This is a genomic window from Bacillus pretiosus, assembly GCF_051294775.1.
GTDB classification, from domain to species: Bacteria; Bacillota; Bacilli; order Bacillales; family Bacillaceae_G; genus Bacillus_A; species Bacillus_A wiedmannii.
This window is the reverse complement of the sequence record NZ_JBPPHF010000002.1, coordinates 638,363-658,260: the sequence shown is the minus strand read 5'-3', so window position 1 is coordinate 658,260 and position 19,898 is coordinate 638,363. Positions and strand designations below refer to the sequence as shown.

At 35.9% G+C, this 19,898-nt stretch carries 19 protein-coding genes and 1 pseudogene; 1 reads left to right on the top strand and 19 read right to left on the bottom strand.

What is annotated here, in order from left to right; all coding sequences use genetic code 11:
* Nucleotides 1–23: 23 nt before the first annotated feature.
* From ACSG5Z_RS11675 to accB, 16 genes and pseudogenes are all read right to left on the bottom strand, one after another.
* Entirely contained in the window at nt 24–1,550 is a 1,527-nt protein-coding gene (locus ACSG5Z_RS11675; RefSeq protein ID WP_435711477.1) for a glycosyltransferase-like membrane protein, read from the bottom strand.
* A 293-nt stretch (nt 1,551–1,843) separates the two neighbouring features.
* A pseudogene (locus ACSG5Z_RS11670) lies at nt 1,844–2,406 on the bottom strand (PRK06770 family protein).
* A 253-nt stretch (nt 2,407–2,659) separates the two neighbouring features.
* Nucleotides 2,660–3,454 (bottom strand): sporulation transcription factor Spo0A, encoded by a 795-nt coding sequence (gene spo0A, locus ACSG5Z_RS11665; protein WP_033658812.1) that lies wholly within the window; start codon nt 3,452–3,454, stop codon nt 2,660–2,662.
* A 287-nt stretch (nt 3,455–3,741) separates the two neighbouring features.
* Entirely contained in the window at nt 3,742–5,040 is a 1,299-nt protein-coding gene (gene spoIVB / locus ACSG5Z_RS11660; protein WP_048546381.1) for a SpoIVB peptidase, read from the bottom strand.
* Nucleotides 5,041–5,158: 118 nt separating this feature from the next.
* On the bottom strand, nt 5,159–6,898 hold the full coding sequence (gene recN / locus ACSG5Z_RS11655; RefSeq protein ID WP_000947743.1) for a DNA repair protein RecN: 1,740 nt from the start codon (nt 6,896–6,898) through the stop codon (nt 5,159–5,161).
* 266 nt (nt 6,899–7,164) lie between these two features.
* Nucleotides 7,165–7,614, bottom strand: coding sequence for an arginine repressor ArgR (gene argR / locus ACSG5Z_RS11650; RefSeq protein ID WP_001032581.1), 450 nt, complete (start codon nt 7,612–7,614; stop codon nt 7,165–7,167).
* Nucleotides 7,615–7,756: 142 nt separating this feature from the next.
* Complete coding sequence (locus ACSG5Z_RS11645; RefSeq protein ID WP_088064387.1) at nt 7,757–8,596, bottom strand: TlyA family RNA methyltransferase; 840 nt, start codon at nt 8,594–8,596, stop codon at nt 7,757–7,759.
* Between the two features lie 3 nt (nt 8,597–8,599).
* Nucleotides 8,600–10,492: a 1-deoxy-D-xylulose-5-phosphate synthase gene (gene dxs / locus ACSG5Z_RS11640; protein ID WP_435711476.1), complete on the bottom strand. Its 1,893-nt coding sequence runs from the start codon at nt 10,490–10,492 to the stop codon at nt 8,600–8,602.
* A 302-nt stretch (nt 10,493–10,794) separates the two neighbouring features.
* Nucleotides 10,795–11,685: a (2E,6E)-farnesyl diphosphate synthase gene (gene ispA / locus ACSG5Z_RS11635; RefSeq protein ID WP_000150365.1), complete on the bottom strand. Its 891-nt coding sequence runs from the start codon at nt 11,683–11,685 to the stop codon at nt 10,795–10,797.
* Nucleotides 11,685–11,915 carry an exodeoxyribonuclease VII small subunit gene (gene xseB / locus ACSG5Z_RS11630; RefSeq protein WP_000428423.1) on the bottom strand — a complete coding sequence of 77 codons (231 nt, stop codon included), beginning with the start codon at nt 11,913–11,915 and terminating at the stop codon, nt 11,685–11,687. The genes ispA and xseB overlap by 1 nt, the downstream gene beginning before the upstream one ends.
* Nucleotides 11,905–13,263: an exodeoxyribonuclease VII large subunit gene (xseA, locus tag ACSG5Z_RS11625; protein WP_000415269.1), complete on the bottom strand. Its 1,359-nt coding sequence runs from the start codon at nt 13,261–13,263 to the stop codon at nt 11,905–11,907. The genes xseB and xseA overlap by 11 nt, the downstream gene beginning before the upstream one ends.
* A gap of 26 nt (nt 13,264–13,289) precedes the next feature.
* A complete protein-coding gene (gene folD, locus ACSG5Z_RS11620; RefSeq protein ID WP_088064388.1) occupies nt 13,290–14,150 on the bottom strand; it encodes a bifunctional methylenetetrahydrofolate dehydrogenase/methenyltetrahydrofolate cyclohydrolase FolD in 861 nt (286 codons plus the stop codon).
* Nucleotides 14,151–14,173: 23 nt separating this feature from the next.
* Nucleotides 14,174–14,566 (bottom strand): N utilization substance protein NusB, encoded by a 393-nt coding sequence (nusB, locus tag ACSG5Z_RS11615; RefSeq protein ID WP_000830244.1) that lies wholly within the window; start codon nt 14,564–14,566, stop codon nt 14,174–14,176.
* A 347-nt stretch (nt 14,567–14,913) separates the two neighbouring features.
* The gene (locus ACSG5Z_RS11610) at nt 14,914–15,306 is read right to left on the bottom strand and encodes an Asp23/Gls24 family envelope stress response protein (protein ID WP_000807630.1); all 393 of its coding nucleotides are present in this window, start codon (nt 15,304–15,306) and stop codon (nt 14,914–14,916) included.
* Between the two features lie 23 nt (nt 15,307–15,329).
* Nucleotides 15,330–16,682: an acetyl-CoA carboxylase biotin carboxylase subunit gene (gene accC / locus ACSG5Z_RS11605; protein ID WP_000592872.1), complete on the bottom strand. Its 1,353-nt coding sequence runs from the start codon at nt 16,680–16,682 to the stop codon at nt 15,330–15,332.
* A 16-nt stretch (nt 16,683–16,698) separates the two neighbouring features.
* A complete protein-coding gene (gene accB, locus ACSG5Z_RS11600) occupies nt 16,699–17,187 on the bottom strand; it encodes an acetyl-CoA carboxylase biotin carboxyl carrier protein (protein WP_000472875.1) in 489 nt (162 codons plus the stop codon).
* 470 nt (nt 17,188–17,657) lie between these two features.
* Here accB and ACSG5Z_RS11595 point away from each other — a divergent pair, with 470 nt between their 5' ends.
* Nucleotides 17,658–17,852 carry a hypothetical protein gene (locus tag ACSG5Z_RS11595; RefSeq protein WP_002107729.1) on the top strand — a complete coding sequence of 65 codons (195 nt, stop codon included), beginning with the start codon at nt 17,658–17,660 and terminating at the stop codon, nt 17,850–17,852.
* An 86-nt stretch (nt 17,853–17,938) separates the two neighbouring features.
* On the opposite strand, the gene ACSG5Z_RS11590 is transcribed toward ACSG5Z_RS11595, so the two are convergent.
* From ACSG5Z_RS11590 to spoIIIAF, 3 genes are read right to left on the bottom strand one after another with little or no spacing between them, the layout of a single operon-like run.
* Nucleotides 17,939–18,595, bottom strand: coding sequence for a SpoIIIAH-like family protein (locus ACSG5Z_RS11590; RefSeq protein WP_087985166.1), 657 nt, complete (start codon nt 18,593–18,595; stop codon nt 17,939–17,941).
* A 15-nt stretch (nt 18,596–18,610) separates the two neighbouring features.
* Nucleotides 18,611–19,273 carry a stage III sporulation protein AG gene (gene spoIIIAG / locus ACSG5Z_RS11585; RefSeq protein ID WP_435711475.1) on the bottom strand — a complete coding sequence of 221 codons (663 nt, stop codon included), beginning with the start codon at nt 19,271–19,273 and terminating at the stop codon, nt 18,611–18,613.
* On the bottom strand, nt 19,263–19,895 hold the full coding sequence (gene spoIIIAF / locus ACSG5Z_RS11580; RefSeq protein WP_001161039.1) for a stage III sporulation protein AF: 633 nt from the start codon (nt 19,893–19,895) through the stop codon (nt 19,263–19,265). The genes spoIIIAG and spoIIIAF overlap by 11 nt, the downstream gene beginning before the upstream one ends.
* Nucleotides 19,896–19,898: the final 3 nt, after the last annotated feature.

The following is a 19,898-nucleotide window of genomic DNA, read 5'->3' as shown; positions in this document are numbered from 1 at the left end:
ACTACTCATTTCAGTTACTCAAATTATGCATGTTTCTTTTCTTTATTAAAAATCATAAACAATTTATACAACCCTAAAGAAGCTGGAATATTCATAAATGCAAATGCTTCATAAGTATAATGAGGAGCTGTTTCCCATAGTAATAAGAAAGTAAACACCCCTAACGTACTAATCATCGCAATTCGTATAACTTCCGATTCATTTTCATCTTTCTTTTTATAAAGTATAACAGCCGCCAGAACAGCTACATAAACAAATAATTTGATAACATACGAATATACAGTAACGATTTTATACTTCGTTGTACTATAGTTCGATACGTAATTAGTTATCGTGTCGTTCTTCTGCTCAAACCATTGTCCAATACGGTACATGGAGAACTGACTTGATACCCATTCTCTAGTTATTTTTTCATTTAAATGGTGTACATAACCCGTTACACCAAATTCACTGAAACGCTGCACTATAACTTCTTTATTGTGTTCATTTAAATCCTTCGTATTCTTTATGTTTTCATCATCAATATAATCTGCATCTGCCTGATTCCACACACCGTACGTATCTTTGTTCAACCCCATTTTCACCCAATGAGTGAATGGAATTTTTTCAATTTCATTATCGGTACTGAGATTTAGCTTTGTCGTTATACTTTTAAAACTTACAATAAGGATTAAACAAAATAAAACACTACTTAACACCTTTACAGAATACTTCTTACGAAATTTAAAAATATTCTCAATTAAAATCGATAACGCTAACGCCAATGCTGTCGGTCTTATAATATAAGTACAAGCCGCAAAAACTCCTAATAAAATCCATAAAATAATCTTCAACCTTTTTGTTTCCGCTGTTTTCAAACATAAATATGTATACATCGTTGCTGAAATAAAAAATATTACTAATGTATGCGTATAGAAAACTGGCGCCTGCCAATATATAAAAATGTTTAGCACAGATAACACGATCGATATGTGAGCAACTTTAAAGTTTGTAATTTTCCTTACAATCAATACATTTAAAATAATACTACCTGTTATACATACTATTGGTAATATTTTTATCGCCACATCTACGCTTCCTACCAATTTAGCAAAATATCCTCCTAATAATACAATATGTGTATTATATGGATAAAATAGAAGCTGTCCCATTTCTAAAAATTGATTATCTCCATTAAACACAGAGACAATTCCTTGTTTAAGGATGGCATAATCTCCTACAACAGGGTTAAATGCGATAGAAGTAATCATTATTTCCGTCGTCAAAATGATTACGATACCTAAAGCAATCATAATATTTGTGTACGTTCTTTTCATTTTATTAATAACCCATTTATAATACATAAAGAAGAGCGCAAATAAAAGCAACGTCGCCGCTAGAACAGCACCGACTTTTTGGGGAGTGTACTCCTCAGTCGGATAAGGAAATTCACCACTCATCAAAATTGTTTTGGGGATAAAAAATTTACTTACTATCATTGAAAATATAGATAAAAACACCGTCATAACAATGATTGGGTAAGCTCGATTCACTATTTTTTTTAAAGTCATTCGTCCATTCTCCTATATCTCTAACTTTTCCCAATCAATGATACGTTATAGAGATTATGATGTCAAACCCACGTATTTCCTGTACATATCCTTCTTTTCACTACATTTTTTCACATAAATTTATATATTCCCTCAAAACCCTTAAATCGAAGGAAATAAAAAAACTCCCTAAAAGGAAGCTTCTTCGTAATCTATAGTTTATCTCACTATTTACAGGCAGTAAGAATCCCGGCACACAATTTGACGATGGCGTTAGGTGCGGGATGGGAGCCCCTACTAATTAAAGGTTCATTTTATTGCACATGTGGCGCATCTCCTGAATCGTATAGTTCTTTCGCTTTTTCCTCCCCGAATGTAGTTAAAATATAATGTTGCTCTTCTACCGCATCCATCGCTCTAGTGGCTTTACAAGTGCTACCTTCTTGGGCATCCGAGAAATAATTGTGATCTTCTACAATTTGACTAAAATCTTTTTTCGCCCATCTATCAGCAATCTCTAAAAGCTCATTTTTTTCGCAAAGCCACTCTTATTTATGATATTTTTTAATTTTTCAGCATTATTTTGAATCATTGGAATGGATTCTGATTTTCGTTCTGCTACTACTTTTTGATGAGTCATGTGATGCATCACTGTAATGACTTCGCTTTCAGTAGAATTTTCAGTAACATACACATCAACAAAGACTCCATCTACCTCTCTACCTACTATCGTTGGATCTTCTTTTTTATCTATTTGAGCATTCACTTCTTTATCTACTGGATTATCGGCAAGTTCTAACATTCCAAATGTAACTGCAACAGCAAGAACTCCCATAGCTGCTACTAATCCTAGCCAAGTTAATATTTTATTTTTCATTCCCCTTCTCCCTATCTATACCTATTTAATTATCTTATAAAAAAACTCACTTATATGTAATATTACTAAAAACAGGATTTATCTTCCATGATATCAAATGATCTCTTGTTCTCAATAAAATAAAAAGACCAACGAATTCTAAAATTCATTGGTCATTAAATAAAAAGTTCATTGGTTTTACATTTAATATCGAGTATAAATTTAAAGAATGATTAAGCTTTACTAAAACTTAAATCCCTTACTATCTTTACTCTCAGCTAGCCTTATGTTCAAGTCTCAGCTTATCCGCAACCATTGCGATGAACTCGGAATTCGTAGGTTTTGCTTTTGACATGGATACTGTATAACCGAATAAGGACGAAATAGAATCAATATTCCCACGACTCCATGCTACTTCAATTGCGTGACGGATTGCACGCTCGACGCGGCTTGCTGTTGTATTATATTTCTTCGCGATATCTGGATACAATACTTTCGTAATAGATCCAAGTAATTCGATATCATTGTACACCATAGAGATTGCTTCCCTTAAGTACATATACCCTTTAATATGAGCAGGCACACCGATTTCATGAATGATACTCGTAATGCTCGCGTCTAAGTTTTTCGGTTTTCCATCTATTGTAGTTGCTGAACGGAAAGATGGAAGTGGACGTTTAATGGTAGCGTTCGCCTTACCGCTCACTTGACGAATATGACTCGTTAAATTCTCCATATCAAATGGTTTTAATATGAAATATGAAGCACCTAAGTCAACAGCTTTTGTCGTCACATCTTCTTGTCCAAATGCTGTCAACATAATTACGCTAGGCTGTCTTAGCCTTTCAATATTTCGCATTTTCTCTAGTACAGCTAAACCATCTAAATGTGGCATAATAATGTCTAAAACAAGTACATCCGGCTGCTTATCATTTAATAAATTTAAACACTCTTGACCATTATAAGCAGTACCGATTACTTCCATATCATCTTGAGCAGCTACGTAACTCTCTAGCATTGATACTAATTCTTTATTATCATCTACAAGACAGACTTTAATTTTCTCCACAGCTTTTCCTCCCTTACCGAATCGATTCTCCGACATGTGTATCCTTCTAGGCTACATGAATTGTTCGACAATTGTGTGAAAATTCCCTTTTAAAGTTTGTTACTTTCCGATAAAATCACAAAAAAATATGTTTATCGTTCATTTATTCCCTTTCGCAACACATTCCATCATAGAAATACAACGAAACGTTCAACCCTTTTCTTTTATTTTACAACAAAAAACACCTCTTGCGGAGCTTTTACAAAATTTCAACGAATTTTTCAAAAGAAAAGCGAGCTAATTAATAATTAGCTCGCTTTTCTTTCTTGTTCATAAATGTTAATTCCAGCCTCATGTAACATCCATTCAATATGAACACCATATCCTGACGTTGGATCATTTACAAATACATGTGTAACAGCACCAATTACTTTCCCGTTTTGTACAATTGGACTTCCGCTCATGCCTTGTACGATACCACCCGTTTTCGCTAATAAACGTTTGTCTGTTACTTTTATTACCATGCCTTTTGTAGCTGGAAACTTTTGCGGTACTGTACTTACAACTTCAATATCAAACGCTTCCACTTTATCTTTATCAATAACTGTTAATATTTTTGCCGGTCCCTCTTTTACTTGATGAGATAGTGCAATAGGCATCGCTTTATCCATTACGCCATTTGGTATATTTGTATTCAATTTCCCGAATATACCAAATGGACTATTTATTGTAATATTACCAATCACTTCACGATCTGGTGAGAACCTCGCTAATTTCTCTCCTGGATTCCCATGACTACCTCTTTCAATTGATGTAACTGTCGAACGCATAATTTGTCCATCTTCGACTTGAATCGGCTTTTTCGTATCGTTATCAGAAATGACATGACCAAGTGCCCCATATTTCATAGAATCAGGATGAACAAATGTCATTGTTCCGATTCCAGCTGCCGAATCACGAATATATAAACCAATACGATAAGACGATTCTCCACTGTCTTTTTGTGGTGTTAACTTAGTGCGGATATGTTTTCCATCTCTTAACAAAACAAGATTAAGCGGTTCACCTGTCTCACCACTATTATGAATAAATGGTGCTACATCACTCATTCTTTCAATTGTTTTACCATTAATTTCAGTAATCATATCTCCAATTTGCACACCAGCTGTTTCACCAGGAGATACTTTCCCTTTTTCAGTTTGAATTAAATGATGGCCTACAACAAGTACCCCTTTTGTATTTAACTTCACACCAATTGATTGTCCACCTGGAATAACTTTAAAATCTTTCAATACTTTCACATTTACTTTTTTCACTGGAAAACCAGCAAGCTGAAACACCATATCTGCTTCACCATTTTGATGAGGATTTACCATAAGTCCTTGTTTTTGTTCATTGGAACTTACTGTAAACACATGACGATCTGTAGATGAAGCGTGAAAAACTGGTAATGAAGCTATTTCTGATTGTTGCCCTTCAAAAACAACAAGTTGCTTCGGGGATGAAATAAACGTCCGAAGCGGTTTAAAACACCCAATAAAAACTAAAGAAACAAGGAGACAAAGACCTATTATTTTGCGAAATCTTTCTAATCTCAATTTGTTCACTCTCCTCGCTCCTACCCCACATTCAGCCTCTTGGCTTCACTTTTTAATCTCTCCTTGCAGTGCTTTATTTATAACCGGAAGAATTAAGAAATCATTATTTGAGAAAAAAAGCTATCCATTACTGGATAGCCTCTGCTGTCTGTTTAAAATGATGCGCTTGCGTAAGTAATTCTTTCGCATGTTCTGTCGTTAAATCTGTAATTTCCACACCAGAAATCATTCGAGCTATTTCTGTTACTTTATCCTCCATAGTTAAAACGGTAACTGATGTAATTGTCCGATCATTCGCTACTTGTTTTCGAATAAATAAATGTGAATCCGCCATTGAAGCTACTTGAGGTAAGTGCGTAATACAAAGTACTTGCGAGTTTACTGATACTCGATAAATTTTTTCCGCAATAGCCTGTGCAACCCGACCACTTACACCAGTATCCACTTCATCAAAAATAACAGATGCAACACCTTGATGCTTAGAAAAAATGCTTTTTAAAGCTAAAATAATACGAGATAACTCTCCGCCAGAAGCGACCTTTGAAAGTGGTTTTAGCGGCTCACCTGGATTTGTTGAAATATAAAATTCCACATGATCGTAGCCATCCGCCGTAAGTCTTACCGGGGCACCCTCAACAAGAGGCTCTTCAGCATTTCCTTCTCTCTTCATGATTCTCACTTCAAATTTTGTTTTCTCCATATATAATTCTTTTAATTCCTGATGAATGGCATTTGTAAGATGCTCTGCAAGCTCATGACGCATATTACTTAACGACGTTGCTTCTTGCAGAATAACACTTTCTAATTCCTTTAATTGCTTCTTCGTCGTTTCAATATGAACGTCTTTATTTTCAATCGTAAAAATTTCTTGTTCAATTTTATCAGCATACGCTAAAATCTCTTCTACAGTATTTCCATATTTTCTCTTTAGCATACGAATTTCATTTAAACGCGTTTCAATTTCGTCTAAACGCTTCGGATCATATTCCATCATATCGAGCTTTTCTCTAAGTTGATATGCAACTTCTTCTAATAAGTAGTAGCTATTTGCAATTGAATCATGATTTTCTTGATAAACTTCATCTAAATGTGTAATACTCTCCATTTGTCCCATTGCGCTTCGTACATTATCTAACCCTTGTCCGTCAGCGCTTAATGAGCGATATGCATCGCCTAATGCTTTGTAAATTTTTTCGAAATTAGAAATTTGCAATCGTTCTTCAGTTAATTCAATTTCTTCATCCATCTTTAAATCCGCCTTACTGATTTCTTCATGCTGGAATTGAATTAAATCTAAGCGATGCGCCATTTGTTGTTCATTTTCACTTAACGATTTTAACTGTTTTTTTAATTTCTCATAGTCAGCGTATACATTTTGATATATACCCAATTGTTTAACAATGCGATCTCCATCAAAATGATCAAGCATAAACATATGACGCTCTTCATTCATTAAATCTTGTGTTTCGTGCTGCCCATGAATATCAACAAGTGTTTTTCCAATTTCCTTTAATATACTAAGGGTGACCAGTTTCCCATTTACACGACATACACTTTTTCCGTTTGCAGCGATATCACGCTTCAAAATAATCATGCCGTCTTCTATTTCTATATCCAACTCTTCTGCCTTTTCAATACACGGATGCTTATCATCTTCTACATAAAATAGCCCTTCTATCTCAGCTTTTTCTGTTCCGTATCGAACAAATTCCGCTGAACCACGGCCACCTACAAGTAAACTAATCGCATCAATAATAATCGATTTTCCGGCCCCTGTTTCACCACTTAAAACCGTTAACCCTTTTTGAAAAGAAATATTTAATGCCTCAATAATAGCAAAGTTTCTAATCGATAATTCCGATAACAATGCCCCATTCACCTCGTTATAAACTAATCCCCTATTAAGGGCTTTTCTCAGTTCTTCATTCAAATAGTCAAACTATATGTTTGTATGTATAAATTACTTTTCTAACCGCTCCATTGTACCAAACATTCGTTTTACGGGTCAATCCACCTATTTTCTAATTTTATTCAAAGAAAATATTATATTACAATTAAGGATTCACATTTTTAACCAATAAAAAAATCCTGTTCACTTTCCACTTTACAGAGGAAAGCAAACAAGATTTTTTTTTACAACATATTTAAGAAACGATCAGAGACAACACCTGTATCTTCAGGTGTACGGCAAATAATTAAGCAAGTATCATCACCACAGATGGTTCCGATGATCTCATCCCACTCTAAATGATCAATAAGTGCTCCAAGTGAATGAGCGTTACCAGGCAATGTTTTTAGCACAAGCATATGTCCTGCCGTGTCTAATTTTACAAATGAATCCACTAGATTGCGTTTTAATTTTTGTAACGGGTTAAATCGTTGATCTGCTGGCAAGCTATATTTATAGCGCCCATCATGTAATGGCACTTTCACTAAGTGCAGTTCTTTAATATCGCGCGATACTGTTGCTTGCGTTACATTAAATCCCTCATTACGTAAAATATCAACTAATTCATCTTGTGTTTCAATTTCTTTGTTCGCAATAATTTCCCTGATTTTAATATGGCGCTGACCTTTATTCATACATTTGCACCTCACACTATCTCTTACCATAGTTTAAACATTGGTATACTTCACTTATTTATGTTAACTTATTATTCGTTGCTTGTACACAATTGTTTTTACAATCATTATACAATTACAACAAAAAGAGGAACAACATATGTTATTCCCCTTTTCCTTTTTGTTTTAGGATATCATGCGCCTCTGTAACTACTTGCTCAACAGAAACTGGAGAATGATTTTCGCCATTCTCACGTTCACCATGCCATTTCAGATGAATTAAAAATTCAATATTACCATCCCCGCCCGTAATTGGTGAGAATGTTAAACCTTCTACGTCGTATCCTTCTTTTATAGCAAAGTCGACAATCATTTCTACGACAGCCTCATGTACTTTTCGATCACGAACGATACCTTTTTTCCCAACTTGCTCTCTTCCAGCTTCAAACTGTGGTTTAATTAACGCTGCTACATCCCCATTAGGCATAAGCATTGTTTTTAAAACCGGCAGTATAAGCTTTAATGATATAAATGAAACATCGATACTAGCAAATTGCGGTAAACCACGTTCTAAGTCTGCTGGTGTCACGTAACGGAAGTTTGTCCGTTCCATTACGACAACACGCTCATCTTGACGCAATTTCCACGCAAGTTGATTGTATCCTACATCTAATGCATAAGATAATTTCGCTCCGTTTTGAAGCGCACAATCTGTAAAGCCACCAGTTGATGAACCAATATCTATCATAACTTTATCTTGTAAATCCAGGTGAAATGTCTCCAATGCCTTTTCAAGTTTATAACCACCACGGCTTACATACGGCATAACTTGTCCCTTCACCGTAATCTCTGTATCTTGTGGGATCTTCTCTCCTGGCTTATCAAGTCTCATCTCATTCGCATATACAAGTCCGGCCATAACGGCGCGTTTTGCTTTCTCACGTGTTTCTATAAGTCCTCGCTCTACTAATAGTACATCTACTCTTTCTTTTTTTGCACTCATTTGTTACGCCCTTTTTTGTTTTGATGGAATCATTGTATGAATACGGTCTACAACAGCATCTGTCGTTAAACCAATTTCTTCTAATAATTTTGTTACACTACCGTGCTCTATGAAACGGTCTGGAATACCCATTCGTTCAATTAACGCACTATGGTACCCGTTCTCAGATGCAAATTCAACTACTCCCGTTCCAAAACCACCAATTAAGCAAGCTTCTTCAATCGTTAAAATCGGTATATTTTTCCCTAAGAGATCATGTAAATATGCTTCATCCATCGGTTTAATAAAGCGAGCGTTCACTACTTTCACTGAAACTCCAGCCTTTTCAAGACACTCAGCTGCTTCCATTGCCATTGGTATTGTCGTACCAAATGTTAAAATAGCCGCTTGTGTACCTTCTTTTAACGTTTCCCAAGTACCGATTGGAATCGCCTTTAGTTCTTCATCCATATGAACACCAAGTCCATTACCACGCGCATAACGTAATGCGATTGGTCCATCTTCATATTGCATCGCCGTATATACTAAATGTTGCCCTTCATTTTCATCTTTCGGCATCATAAGTACCATATTCGGCAAATGACGTAAGAATGAGATGTCAAATACACCTTGATGCGTTTCACCATCTGCTCCTACTAAACCAGAGCGATCGATTCCGATGAAGACATTTAAATTTTGGCGACATATATCATGAACAACTTGATCATATGCTCTTTGTAAAAATGTTGAATAAATCGCTAAGAATGGCTTCATTCCTTGCGTTGCCATACCCGCCGCCATTGTTGTAGCATGCTGTTCTGCAATACCTACATCAATCATACGATCCGGGAATTCTTTTTGGAATTTCTCAAGTTTCGATCCAACAGGCATTGCAGGTGTAATTGCAACGATACGCTCATCCGTTCTCGCTAGCTTAAGTACTGTATCACTAACAACAGCACTCCATGCTGGTGCAACTTCTTTCGGTTTAACGAAGTCACCTGATTCAATTTTATAAGGTCCTGTTCCATGCCAAGTTCCAATAACATCACTCTCAGCTGGTTTATAACCTTTTCCTTTTTTCGTAATAACATGAACAAGCACTGGGCCTTTTGTTTTCTTTGCATATTGCAACGTTTCGAATAACTTTTCATAATCGTGCCCATCAACTGGACCTAAATATGTAAAGCCTAATTCTTCGAAAAAGACACCGGATACTAGTAAATATTTAAGACTATCTTTTATTTTCTCTGCTGTCGCAGCAACTTTCCCACCGACTGCTGGGATTTTCTTTAACATATACTCTAGTTCATCTTTTACCCAATGGTATTTCCCTGCGGTACGTAGACGTCCAAGTACATTATGAAGCGCACCAACGTTTGGTGCAATTGACATTTCATTATCATTCAAAATAACAATCATGTCTGTTTTTTCATGTCCAATATGGTTCAATGCCTCTAAAGCCATTCCGCCGGTTAGAGCACCATCTCCAATGATTGGTATAACATATTCTTTCGTTTTCTTTAAATCACGTGCTAGAGCCATTCCCATTGCAGCAGATAATGATGTTGAGCTATGGCCAGTTTCCCATACATCATGCTCACTCTCGCAACGTTTTGGGAAACCACATAGACCTTGATATTGCCTTAATGTACCGAATTCCTTTGCACGTCCTGTTAAAATTTTATGTACATAGGATTGATGTCCTACGTCCCATAAAAATTTATCTTTCGGACTATCAAATAATTTATGCAGAGCAATTGTGAGTTCTACTACACCTAAATTAGGTGCAATATGTCCACCTGTTTGAGAGAGCTCTTCAATTAAAAACTTACGAATATCCTCACTCAATCCCTCTAGTTCACCGATAGACATATCTTTCAAAAAACTAGGGTTTTGAATTTGCGTTAGATCCACATGGATCACTCACTTTCATTTCATAATCTGTCAACATGTCAAATATTATAAAAAACATTTACACAAAACAAGAAATTATCTTTTTTTATTTTTCACCTTGTCCTGCAATTAACCAGTCTATTGCGCCCTAATCCTATTATAAACCATATTTCTTTAGGCGATGAAAAAAATAGCCGCTAACACGAAGTGATAACGGCAATGTAATCTACATATATTTTTGCCAATAACAAGAAAAGAAAAACCTTTTCCTACATTTATATCATAAAATGATGAATGACTCAACAAATGGAAACGCTGTTATATTAGTTATTACGTTTTGCAATCAAATCGCAAATAGATAGTAAATATTCATCTTGTAATTGCAAGGAACCAATAGCACCTTTTGCTTTTGCAATTGTTTCTTCTAAAATATCCTTCGCTCTATCTACAGTAAATAACGTCGTATATGTGCTCTTTTCGTTGGAAACATCACTACCAATCGGTTTTCCAATCTCTTCTTCGGTTCCTTCCACATCTAAAATATCATCTCGAATTTGGAAAGCTAGGCCGATATATTTTGCAAACGCAAGTAACTTTTCTTCTTGTTCTTCTGTGGCATCAGAAAGTATCGATCCTGCAAGTACAGCGAATTCAAGTAGTTTCCCAGTCTTATGCTTATGAATATACTCCAACTCATCAATCGTAAGCTGTTTCCCTTCAGCTTCCATATCTGCCACTTGTCCGCCAACCATTCCTTCTGGTCCTGCCGCTTTTGCAAGCTCAAGTACAAGTCTTACTTTTTTTTCAGCAGAGATTTCCTTTTGTTCATATGCCATAATAACTTGAAAAGCATACGTCAACAAACCATCGCCTGCTAAAACTGCCATCGCTTCACCAAATACTTTATGATTTGTGGGCTTACCTCTTCTTAAATCATCATCATCCATACAAGGTAAATCATCATGAACTAACGAGTATGTATGTATCATTTCAAGAGCACAAGCTGCACCTATTCCAAGATTTCTTTCTTTACCAAACGCTTGTAATGTCGCAAATAAAAGTAACGGGCGGAGACGCTTTCCACCCGCTTCCAAAGAATATGCCATCGCTTCACGAAGTACATTTGGACATTGTAATTCATTTGCATAGCTTACAAGCTTCTCTTCTACGAAAGTTTTACTTTCTTTCAAAAAAGTATCAAAAGCAATAGTCACTATGCTTCATCTCCTAAAGCAGTAAACGGTTCAAGCTCTCCATCTTCCCCAAGAATAACTGCCATTTGTTCTTGTACGTTCTTCAACTTCTCATCACAAAGCTTAGATAATTCCATACCCTCTTTAAAATAAGAAATTGCTTCTTCTAAAGGTACGTCACCTTGCTCTAGCTTAGAAACGAGGTGCTCAAGTTGCGAAATTGCCTCTTCAAAGCTTAATTTATTTTCCATTATTCAATTCACGCTCCTCTATGCCTGATACGCTACAATCTAGTATTCCATCTTGTAATTGAACTGAAACAGCATCTCCAAGGCTGACATCTTTCACACTTTTTAACACTTGCTTCTCTTCATCATATACAAGCCCGTACCCTCTCATCATTACTTTAAGCGGACTTAACGCTTCAAGTTTTTGAGCAGCTCTTACAAAGGCAAATTCTTTCGTTTGAAGTAATGTTTGCATTTCACGTTGCAATTGCTTTTGCAATGTTTCAACCGCTACCTTCGTTTGCATAATTTTTTGAGCTGGGTGGTGCTTCTCTAAATAAAATGAAAGCTGTTTTAACTGATTTACCTTTTTATCAATATAGCGCTCTTTCGCTAAAACAAGCTGTTCTAACGCTCTATCTAATTGCTCTTCTTTTTGCTCATATACTTGTCTTGGATAACGGAACGCATAAGATTTTTGCAATACTTGTAGTTTTTCTTCTTTTTTATGTACTAACTCTCTCATTGCTCTTTGCAATCTTAGAGTTCTTTGTAATACCTTTTCTTGTAACTCTATAATGTTAGGCGCTGCCAGCTCAGCTGCTGCAGTCGGTGTTGGCGCACGTAAATCGGCAACAAAATCCGCAATTGTAAAGTCCGTTTCATGGCCTACTGCCGAAATAATAGGGATCTCACTCTTAAAGATTGCCCTTGCTACCATTTCTTCATTGAAAGCCCATAACTCTTCAATAGAGCCTCCCCCTCGCCCAACGATTAGGACATCTATCTCTCCCATTTCATTCGCTGTACGAATCGCTTGTACAATTGAGGGAGCTGCTGACTCCCCCTGTACAAGTACCGGAAACACAATAACATTTCCAATTGGATAACGACGTTTAATCGTTGTTATAACATCACGAATCGCTGCCCCTGTTGGCGACGTAATCACACCTATTGTTTTAGCATAAGGAGGAATTGTTTTTTTATAAACTTGAGAAAACAAACCTTCTTCCTCTAAACGAACCTTTAATTGTTCGTAAGCTAAATGCAGGTTTCCGACTCCGTCAGGCTGCATGTCTTGAATATAAATTTGATAAGAACCACTCGCCTCGTAAACGGAAATTTTCCCTTTCACAAGTACCTTCATCCCATTTTCAGGTCTGAATTTAATATTACGATTATGACCCGCAAACATAACCGCTGCGATTCTTGCATTTTCATCTTTCAATGTAAAGTACATGTGGCCACGACTATGATTTTTAAAGTTGGAAATTTCACCTTTTAACCAAACAGACTGCAAATGCGGATCATATTCTATTTTTGTTTTTATATAGCGTGTTAACGCTGTAACGGTTAAATATTGTTTTTCCATTTCTCTCTCCTCATAGCCGACTCAAATTATTTACAAACGACACCTGCACGCTTAGCAGATTCAACAGTATTATGAAGAAGCATTGTGATCGTCATTGGACCAACACCCTTTGGCACAGGTGTAATGTACCCTGCAACATCTAACACGTTGTCAAAGTCAACATCACCACAAAGTTTACCTGTTTCTAAACGGTTCACACCAACGTCGATTACAACCGCTCCTTCTTTAATATAATCAGCTGTTACCATTTTAGGTCGTCCAACAGCTACGATTAAAATATCAGCTAACTTCGTTAACTCTTTCATATTTTGCGTTTTAGAATGACAATATGTGACAGTTGCATTTTCATTTAAGAACAATTGCCCCACTGGCTTGCCGACAATATTACTTCTTCCAATTACTACAACATGTTTTCCTGAGATATCAAGATTTGTTTCTTTTACTAATTCTACGATACCGTGCGGTGTACATGGAAGGAATGTATCTTGTCCCGTCATCATACGTCCCACGCTGATTGGGTGAAATCCATCTACATCTTTTTCTGGTGAAATTCTTTCAATGATAGCTTTTTCTTCAATATGTTTTGGTAAAGGTAATTGCACTAAAATGCCATTAATACGGTCATCGCCATTTAAGCGATCGATTTCAGCAAGCAAACGCTCCTCAGTAATTGTTTCAGGAAGTTCAATTAGCTCTGAATAGATTCCTACTTGTTCACAGCCCTTTTCTTTTCCTTTTACATAAGAACGAGATGCTGGATCTTCTCCAACTAGAATAACTGCTAATCCTGGTTCAATCCCTTGCTCTTTCAACTTCACAACTTCTTCTGTTAATTGTGCTCGTTTTTTCTCCGCAACTTCATTTCCTTTGATGATTACTGCTACCATTTTAAGATTCCCCCTTAAAGAAATTACAGTGTATCTTTTATATTAGATAAAACGCCGTTAATAAAACGACGAGATTCCTCATCCCCAAATGTTTTAGCAATTTCAATCGCTTCGTTAATTGTTACGTTGTGTGGAATTTCTTCCATGTATTTCATTTCATACACAGCTACACGTAAAATACTGCGATCAACAATACTAATACGCTCCAGCTTCCATTTTTTTAAGTTTTGACGAATCGCTTCATCAATTACTTCTTTATTTTCTACAAAACCTACTACAAGTGATTCTAGAAAATCATTTGTTTCTTCACCTTCATCTAGCGTGTTTTCCACCGCTACTTTCGGTTCTAATTCACCTGTAATATCCATTTGGTATAATGCTTGCATAGCTCTTTCTCTAGCCGTCCTACGTTTCATTGTAACTCTCCTTTATGCTTCAAGTCTTTCCTTATGCTTTGTTATATTATTATAATTTATAAGCCGTCAATTCACTTACTCTTACAGTTTTCATTGATTTTCCAACCTTATAATACAATGATAATAACACAATTTATCGTTTCATACACGGGTTACAAGGCTGAAAAATAATAAAAAGATTAACTTCAAGTTCCATATCTTATCACAATGTACGTTTTTTGGAAAAACGAAACATCTTCTTTTTTATTTCTCATTTTTTGAAATAGTATAATAATTAGAGGGTTTTAATTTGTGAAGAAATGAAACGATAAAAAAGATGCCTATGTTACTAGGCACCTTTTTCATTCTTACACTGGTTCAATTTCTGTTTTTTGTGTTTCGAATGTTACGCCAACGATGTGAACATTCACTTCTTTTGGCTCAAGCCCTGTCATTGTAAAGAGTGCCTGGCGAATGTTGTCTTGAATCTTTTGTGCAACAACTGGAATTGCTACGCCAAAATACATTACAACATAAAGGTCAACGATAATATCTTCGTTTGCTAATTCAACCTTTACACCTTTACCATGATTTTTCTTACCTAACTTCTCAACAACATCTGTAGCAAAATTACCACGCATTGCCGCTACACCTTCTACTTCAGCAGCTGCAATACCTGCGATTACTTCAATTACTTCTGGTGCAATTTCTACTTTACCAAGAGTTGTATCTTGACCCATATCTAACATATGTTCAGCCATGAAAAAAAACCTCCTTTAATGTATCACTGCGTCACAAGTTCATGCTCTTCCAAAAACTTCGTATTAAACTCACCTTTTACAAAATCAGGATGATCTAGCAATTGCAAATGGAACGGGATTGTTGTATGTACGCCTTCAATGACAAACTCACTGAGTGCACGCTTCATTTTTGCAATTGCCTCTTCACGTGTTTTTCCGTGAACAATTAATTTAGCAACCATCGAATCATAGAAAGGTGGGATTGAATATCCCGGATATACAGCTGAATCGACGCGAATACCAAATCCGCCTGGTGGCAAGTACATTTCTACTTTACCTGGGGATGGCATAAATTTTTTGGCAGGGTTTTCCGCATTAATTCGGCATTCAATTGCCCAACCATTAAATTGTACTTCTTCTTGCTGTAACGATAACTTTTCTCCAGAAGCAACACGAATTTGTTCTTTAATTAAATCCATCCCTGTTACCATTTCAGTAACTGGATGCTCAACTTGAATTCTCGTATTCATCTCCATGAAATAAAAGCTTTTCGTTCTATATTCATAAATAAACTCAACCGTACCAGCACCTGTATAATCAACCGCTACCGCCGCTTTAACTGCCGCATCACCCATCTGCTTGCGAACATTTTCATCAAGTGCAGGTGATGGACTTTCTTCTAGTAGTTTTTGCAAGCGGCGCTGAATTGTACAATCACGCTCTCCTAAATGAATGGCATTTCCATGTGTATCTGCCATTATTTGAATCTCAACATGGCGGAAATCTTCAACGTACTTTTCTAAGTATACACCAGGGTTCCCAAAAGCGGTACTAGCTTCTTGCTGTGTAATTTGAATTCCTTTTACAAGCTCTTCTTCATGGCGTGCAACACGAATACCTTTTCCGCCGCCACCTGCAGTTGCTTTAATAATAACTGGATATCCAATTTGATTAGCAAGCTCGATCGCTTCTTCGGTATTTTTAATAATCCCTTGTGAACCTGGTACAATCGGAACCCCTGCTTCTTTCATTGTATCACGAGCAACGTCTTTTGTGCCCATCTTTGAAATAGCTTCTGGACTTGGACCGATAAAAATCAAGTTACATTCACGGCATAGCTCTGCAAAATCTGCATTCTCTGCTAAAAATCCGTATCCTGGATGAATAGCATCGCAGCCTGTTAACTTCGCAACACTAATAATGTTCGTCAAATTTAAATAGCTTTCTTTCGAAATCGTTGGTCCTACACAATACGCCTCATCAGCAATTTGTACGTGAAGTGACTCTTTATCTGCTTCTGAATAAATTGCGACTGTTTCAATATCCATTTCTTTACAAGCACGAATAATTCGTACAGCAATTTCCCCACGATTGGCTATTAATACTTTTTTTATCATCACAAAGACTCCCTTATTACGCTTTTACAAGAAATAGCGGTTGTCCATACTCAACAAGCTGTCCATTATTAACAAGAATCTCAACAATTTCCCCATCTACATCTGCATCGATTTCATTAAATAACTTCATAGCCTCAACAATGCATACGATAGAATCTTTTGATACTCTGTCTCCTACACTTACATATGCAGGTGTATCAGGCGAAGATGAAGAATAGAATGTACCTACCATCGGTGATGTAATTTTATGTAGGTTTTCATTTTGAACCACTTTTTGCTCTTCTTGTTTTGGTACTTCCACTTGTGCTGCCGCTACTGTTGTTTCAACTTCAACAGGTGCTACTGGTTGCACGACTTGTTTTGCTACAGGTGCTTGCACCGCAACAACTTCATTACCACGCTTTTTCATTTTGATTGTCGTACCATCTTTTTTGTATTCAAATTCATCAATATTAGAGCTATCAATTAATTTAATTAATTCACGAACTTCTTGAATTTTAAACATGTAAAATCCACTCCCATACTCTTGTTTGTCCCGTTTTTACAGATTATCGTCACTAAAACTAGATTGACTGTAAAAATACGATGTACTCTATTAGAAAATGCATTTCATTTACTAATAGAAATAATTGCTATTTCCATCTTACGATAAATTTTTTAAACATTCCAATTTATATTTCTTTATAATAAATCGAAACTCCTGTAAAAATATTATTCCAATAAAAATTTATTACCTAGTAATAATACCAAGTTTCACACAAAATTGGCAAGACCACTTCTAAAAAAACATTCCTTACTTTTTTCACAATGCTACACAATAAACAAATCATTACCGCTCCACTCTTCACCTCATCTATAGTCAACAACATATTTTTACCAAATATTATTTTTTTGTTTACACACCGTTCATCATTCCTTCATATAAGAATAGTATGTTCAAAGTGTAGAAAATATATCGTATCGAGGTGTGGACATATGATATGGCTCATTCTCTTCTTACCTGCCGTAATGGTCTGGGCATTCGTTCTCTTCATCCACGTCAAATCCGGAAAAAGTAATCATCATTACCATGAACCGCTAATCTTTTACTCACAGCGTATTTCTCCGTTCCGAGTTGAACATAATAAAAACAACTACAAAGACGAAACAGAAAAAAGCTATCGAAAATGATAGCTTTTTTTCTATAACTATTTTCAAACAATCCGATTCGTAAAAACTAATAATCCGCGAGGAATTCCCCCGCGGATTATTAGTTTTTATTTTGTTGGTGGATCAAATTTCACACCTACATCTTTTGATCCGCCTTCACTTCTTACAAGCTGTATAATTTTATTCGCTTCTTTTTGTGAATGCTTTGCTGCTTTCACAGTTACTTTAATGTCAGTTCCATCAGCTCTTACAAGGGCATCTTTATATCCTCCTTGAGACTTAATCACTGTCTCAAGTAATTCTTGCTTCGTTTCCATTGTAGTAATTGCATCAAAATTATCTTTCGCTTTACTCTTTTCTGTTGCTGAAGATTTTGCTGAATTCATCACTTCTTGTAATCTTGATTTTTGTTCACTTAGCTGATCTTCCATTTGCATACGTAACGCTGTGAAATTTTCATCACTTGATTGAACCGTTACGTTAGCATCTTTTTTACTTGTTTCTTTGTTAGCACTCTCTTTTTTGTCTGTTTCTTTATTTGTTTCTTTATTTGATGTTTCCTTGCTTGTATTTTCTTTTTTTGGCGTTTCTTTAGGTGCTTCATTTGTTACTGCTTTGTCAGTACCTTGTTTTTCTTGTCCAATCTTTTCACCTGTTGCCGGCGATGCTGTATTCATTTTGTCAGGAGTTGTTACGTAATAAACAGATAGTACAACAACTAAACTTAACATCGTTAATAGCCAAACCGTTTGTTTTTTTAACACTTTATTTCCTCCCTATCAATTTTTCGGTGAAACTGAAACGCGATGGGCTGGTACATCTAGCAGCCGTATGACAGCTTCTTTTACCATCGCTTTAACTTGTATATTATCCACTCCCTTTGCTACGACAAGAACACCTCGCACTTTCGGTTTCTCTGTTCGTAAAACAACGGGAGTTTCTTTATCCCCTTCACGTATAATGACGGTCTTTTCATCAAGGGACTCATCTTCTACTTTCCTCTGACCGCCTGTTTTATCTGTTTCACCTGTTGTTTGTGAACGTTTCACTGTATTTTTTTCTAATATTTTTTCTTCAGATGAATCTAAATTTACTGTAATCGTTACATTTTTTACTCCCGCTATTTCTTCTAAAGCTGCTTTTAATTCTTGTTCATACGCTTTTTCATACTTTTCTACATTTGACATACTATCATTATTTTTTTGTCCAAAAGTTGGTACGTCTTTTTCTTGGTTTTGCGTTTTTTGTTCTTTAAATACAGGTACTTCTTCTTTTTTACTTGAAAAAAGACTACTAGAAAACATAAGCAAAATCCCAAGTATGAGTAGGACAAGTAAAAACTTAGGTGTTATCTTTTTTCCCTTCTCATTGCTTTCTTTTTCATCCCCATTCAATAAGTTTCGAAAAAATGAGAACTTCGAATTTTTATCTTTATTGTCCATTTACTCTACCTGTCCTCCCTTCCATTTGAACTTGGATTTGTTTATTCTCTAGTTGCCATCTGCTTGAAAAGAAATCTTTCATTTCCACATTCGTTTCTTCTACTTTTTTCGGAGGTTCCTTCGTGTTAATTTCAACTGGTTTTACTGTTTCGATTGCATCATTTTTACTACGTTCTTTTTCTTTCAACGTCACAACAACAGTTTGAATATCTTTTGCTGACTTTACTTCCGCTGTACTTTCCGCTGCGACTATTTGTATTTCAGAGACTGTCATACCATACTTTTTCTCGAATTCTTTTCCTACTTCTTTTTTCATTTTGGTAGCCATCTCTTCTAAACTATATGCACGTGTTAGAGCTTGTATTTCTTTTTTCTTCGAATCTATTGAATTTTTTACAGATCCTTCTGCTACGTACTTCTCTTCATTAAAATTTGCGATTACTTCATTCACATCTGTTTGCAGTAGTTTAAAAAGAGGCGTTAAGATTAAAACAACTAATAATAGACTTACAACGAATTTAACGTACTTTTGCAAATTTGAATTTGGAAGAATAAGATGAAGCATTGTCGCTAAGAGTAAAAAAACGATAATATTTCTAATCCACTCTGTAACAAATTGCATACC

Coding starts and splice junctions, on each gene's coding strand:
- ACSG5Z_RS11675 (WP_435711477.1), bottom strand. CDS start 1,550: ATGACTTTAAAAAAAATAGTGAATCGAGCTTACCCAATCATTGTTATG.
- argR (WP_001032581.1), bottom strand. CDS start 7,614: ATGAATAAAGGTCAGCGCCATATTAAAATCAGGGAAATTATTGCGAAC.
- ACSG5Z_RS11645 (WP_088064387.1), bottom strand. CDS start 8,596: ATGAGTGCAAAAAAAGAAAGAGTAGATGTACTATTAGTAGAGCGAGGA.
- xseB (WP_000428423.1), bottom strand. CDS start 11,915: ATGGAAAATAAATTAAGCTTTGAAGAGGCAATTTCGCAACTTGAGCAC.
- xseA (WP_000415269.1), bottom strand. CDS start 13,263: ATGGAAAAACAATATTTAACCGTTACAGCGTTAACACGCTATATAAAA.
- folD (WP_088064388.1), bottom strand. CDS start 14,150: ATGGTAGCAGTAATCATCAAAGGAAATGAAGTTGCGGAGAAAAAACGA.
- nusB (WP_000830244.1), bottom strand. CDS start 14,566: ATGAAACGTAGGACGGCTAGAGAAAGAGCTATGCAAGCATTATACCAA.
- ACSG5Z_RS11610 (WP_000807630.1), bottom strand. CDS start 15,306: ATGGCTGAACATATGTTAGATATGGGTCAAGATACAACTCTTGGTAAA.
- accC (WP_000592872.1), bottom strand. CDS start 16,682: ATGATAAAAAAAGTATTAATAGCCAATCGTGGGGAAATTGCTGTACGA.
- accB (WP_000472875.1), bottom strand. CDS start 17,187: ATGTTTAAAATTCAAGAAGTTCGTGAATTAATTAAATTAATTGATAGC.
- ACSG5Z_RS11595 (WP_002107729.1), top strand. CDS start 17,658: ATGATATGGCTCATTCTCTTCTTACCTGCCGTAATGGTCTGGGCATTC.
- spoIIIAG (WP_435711475.1), bottom strand. CDS start 19,273: ATGGACAATAAAGATAAAAATTCGAAGTTCTCATTTTTTCGAAACTTA.
- spoIIIAF (WP_001161039.1), bottom strand. CDS start 19,895: ATGCAATTTGTTACAGAGTGGATTAGAAATATTATCGTTTTTTTACTC.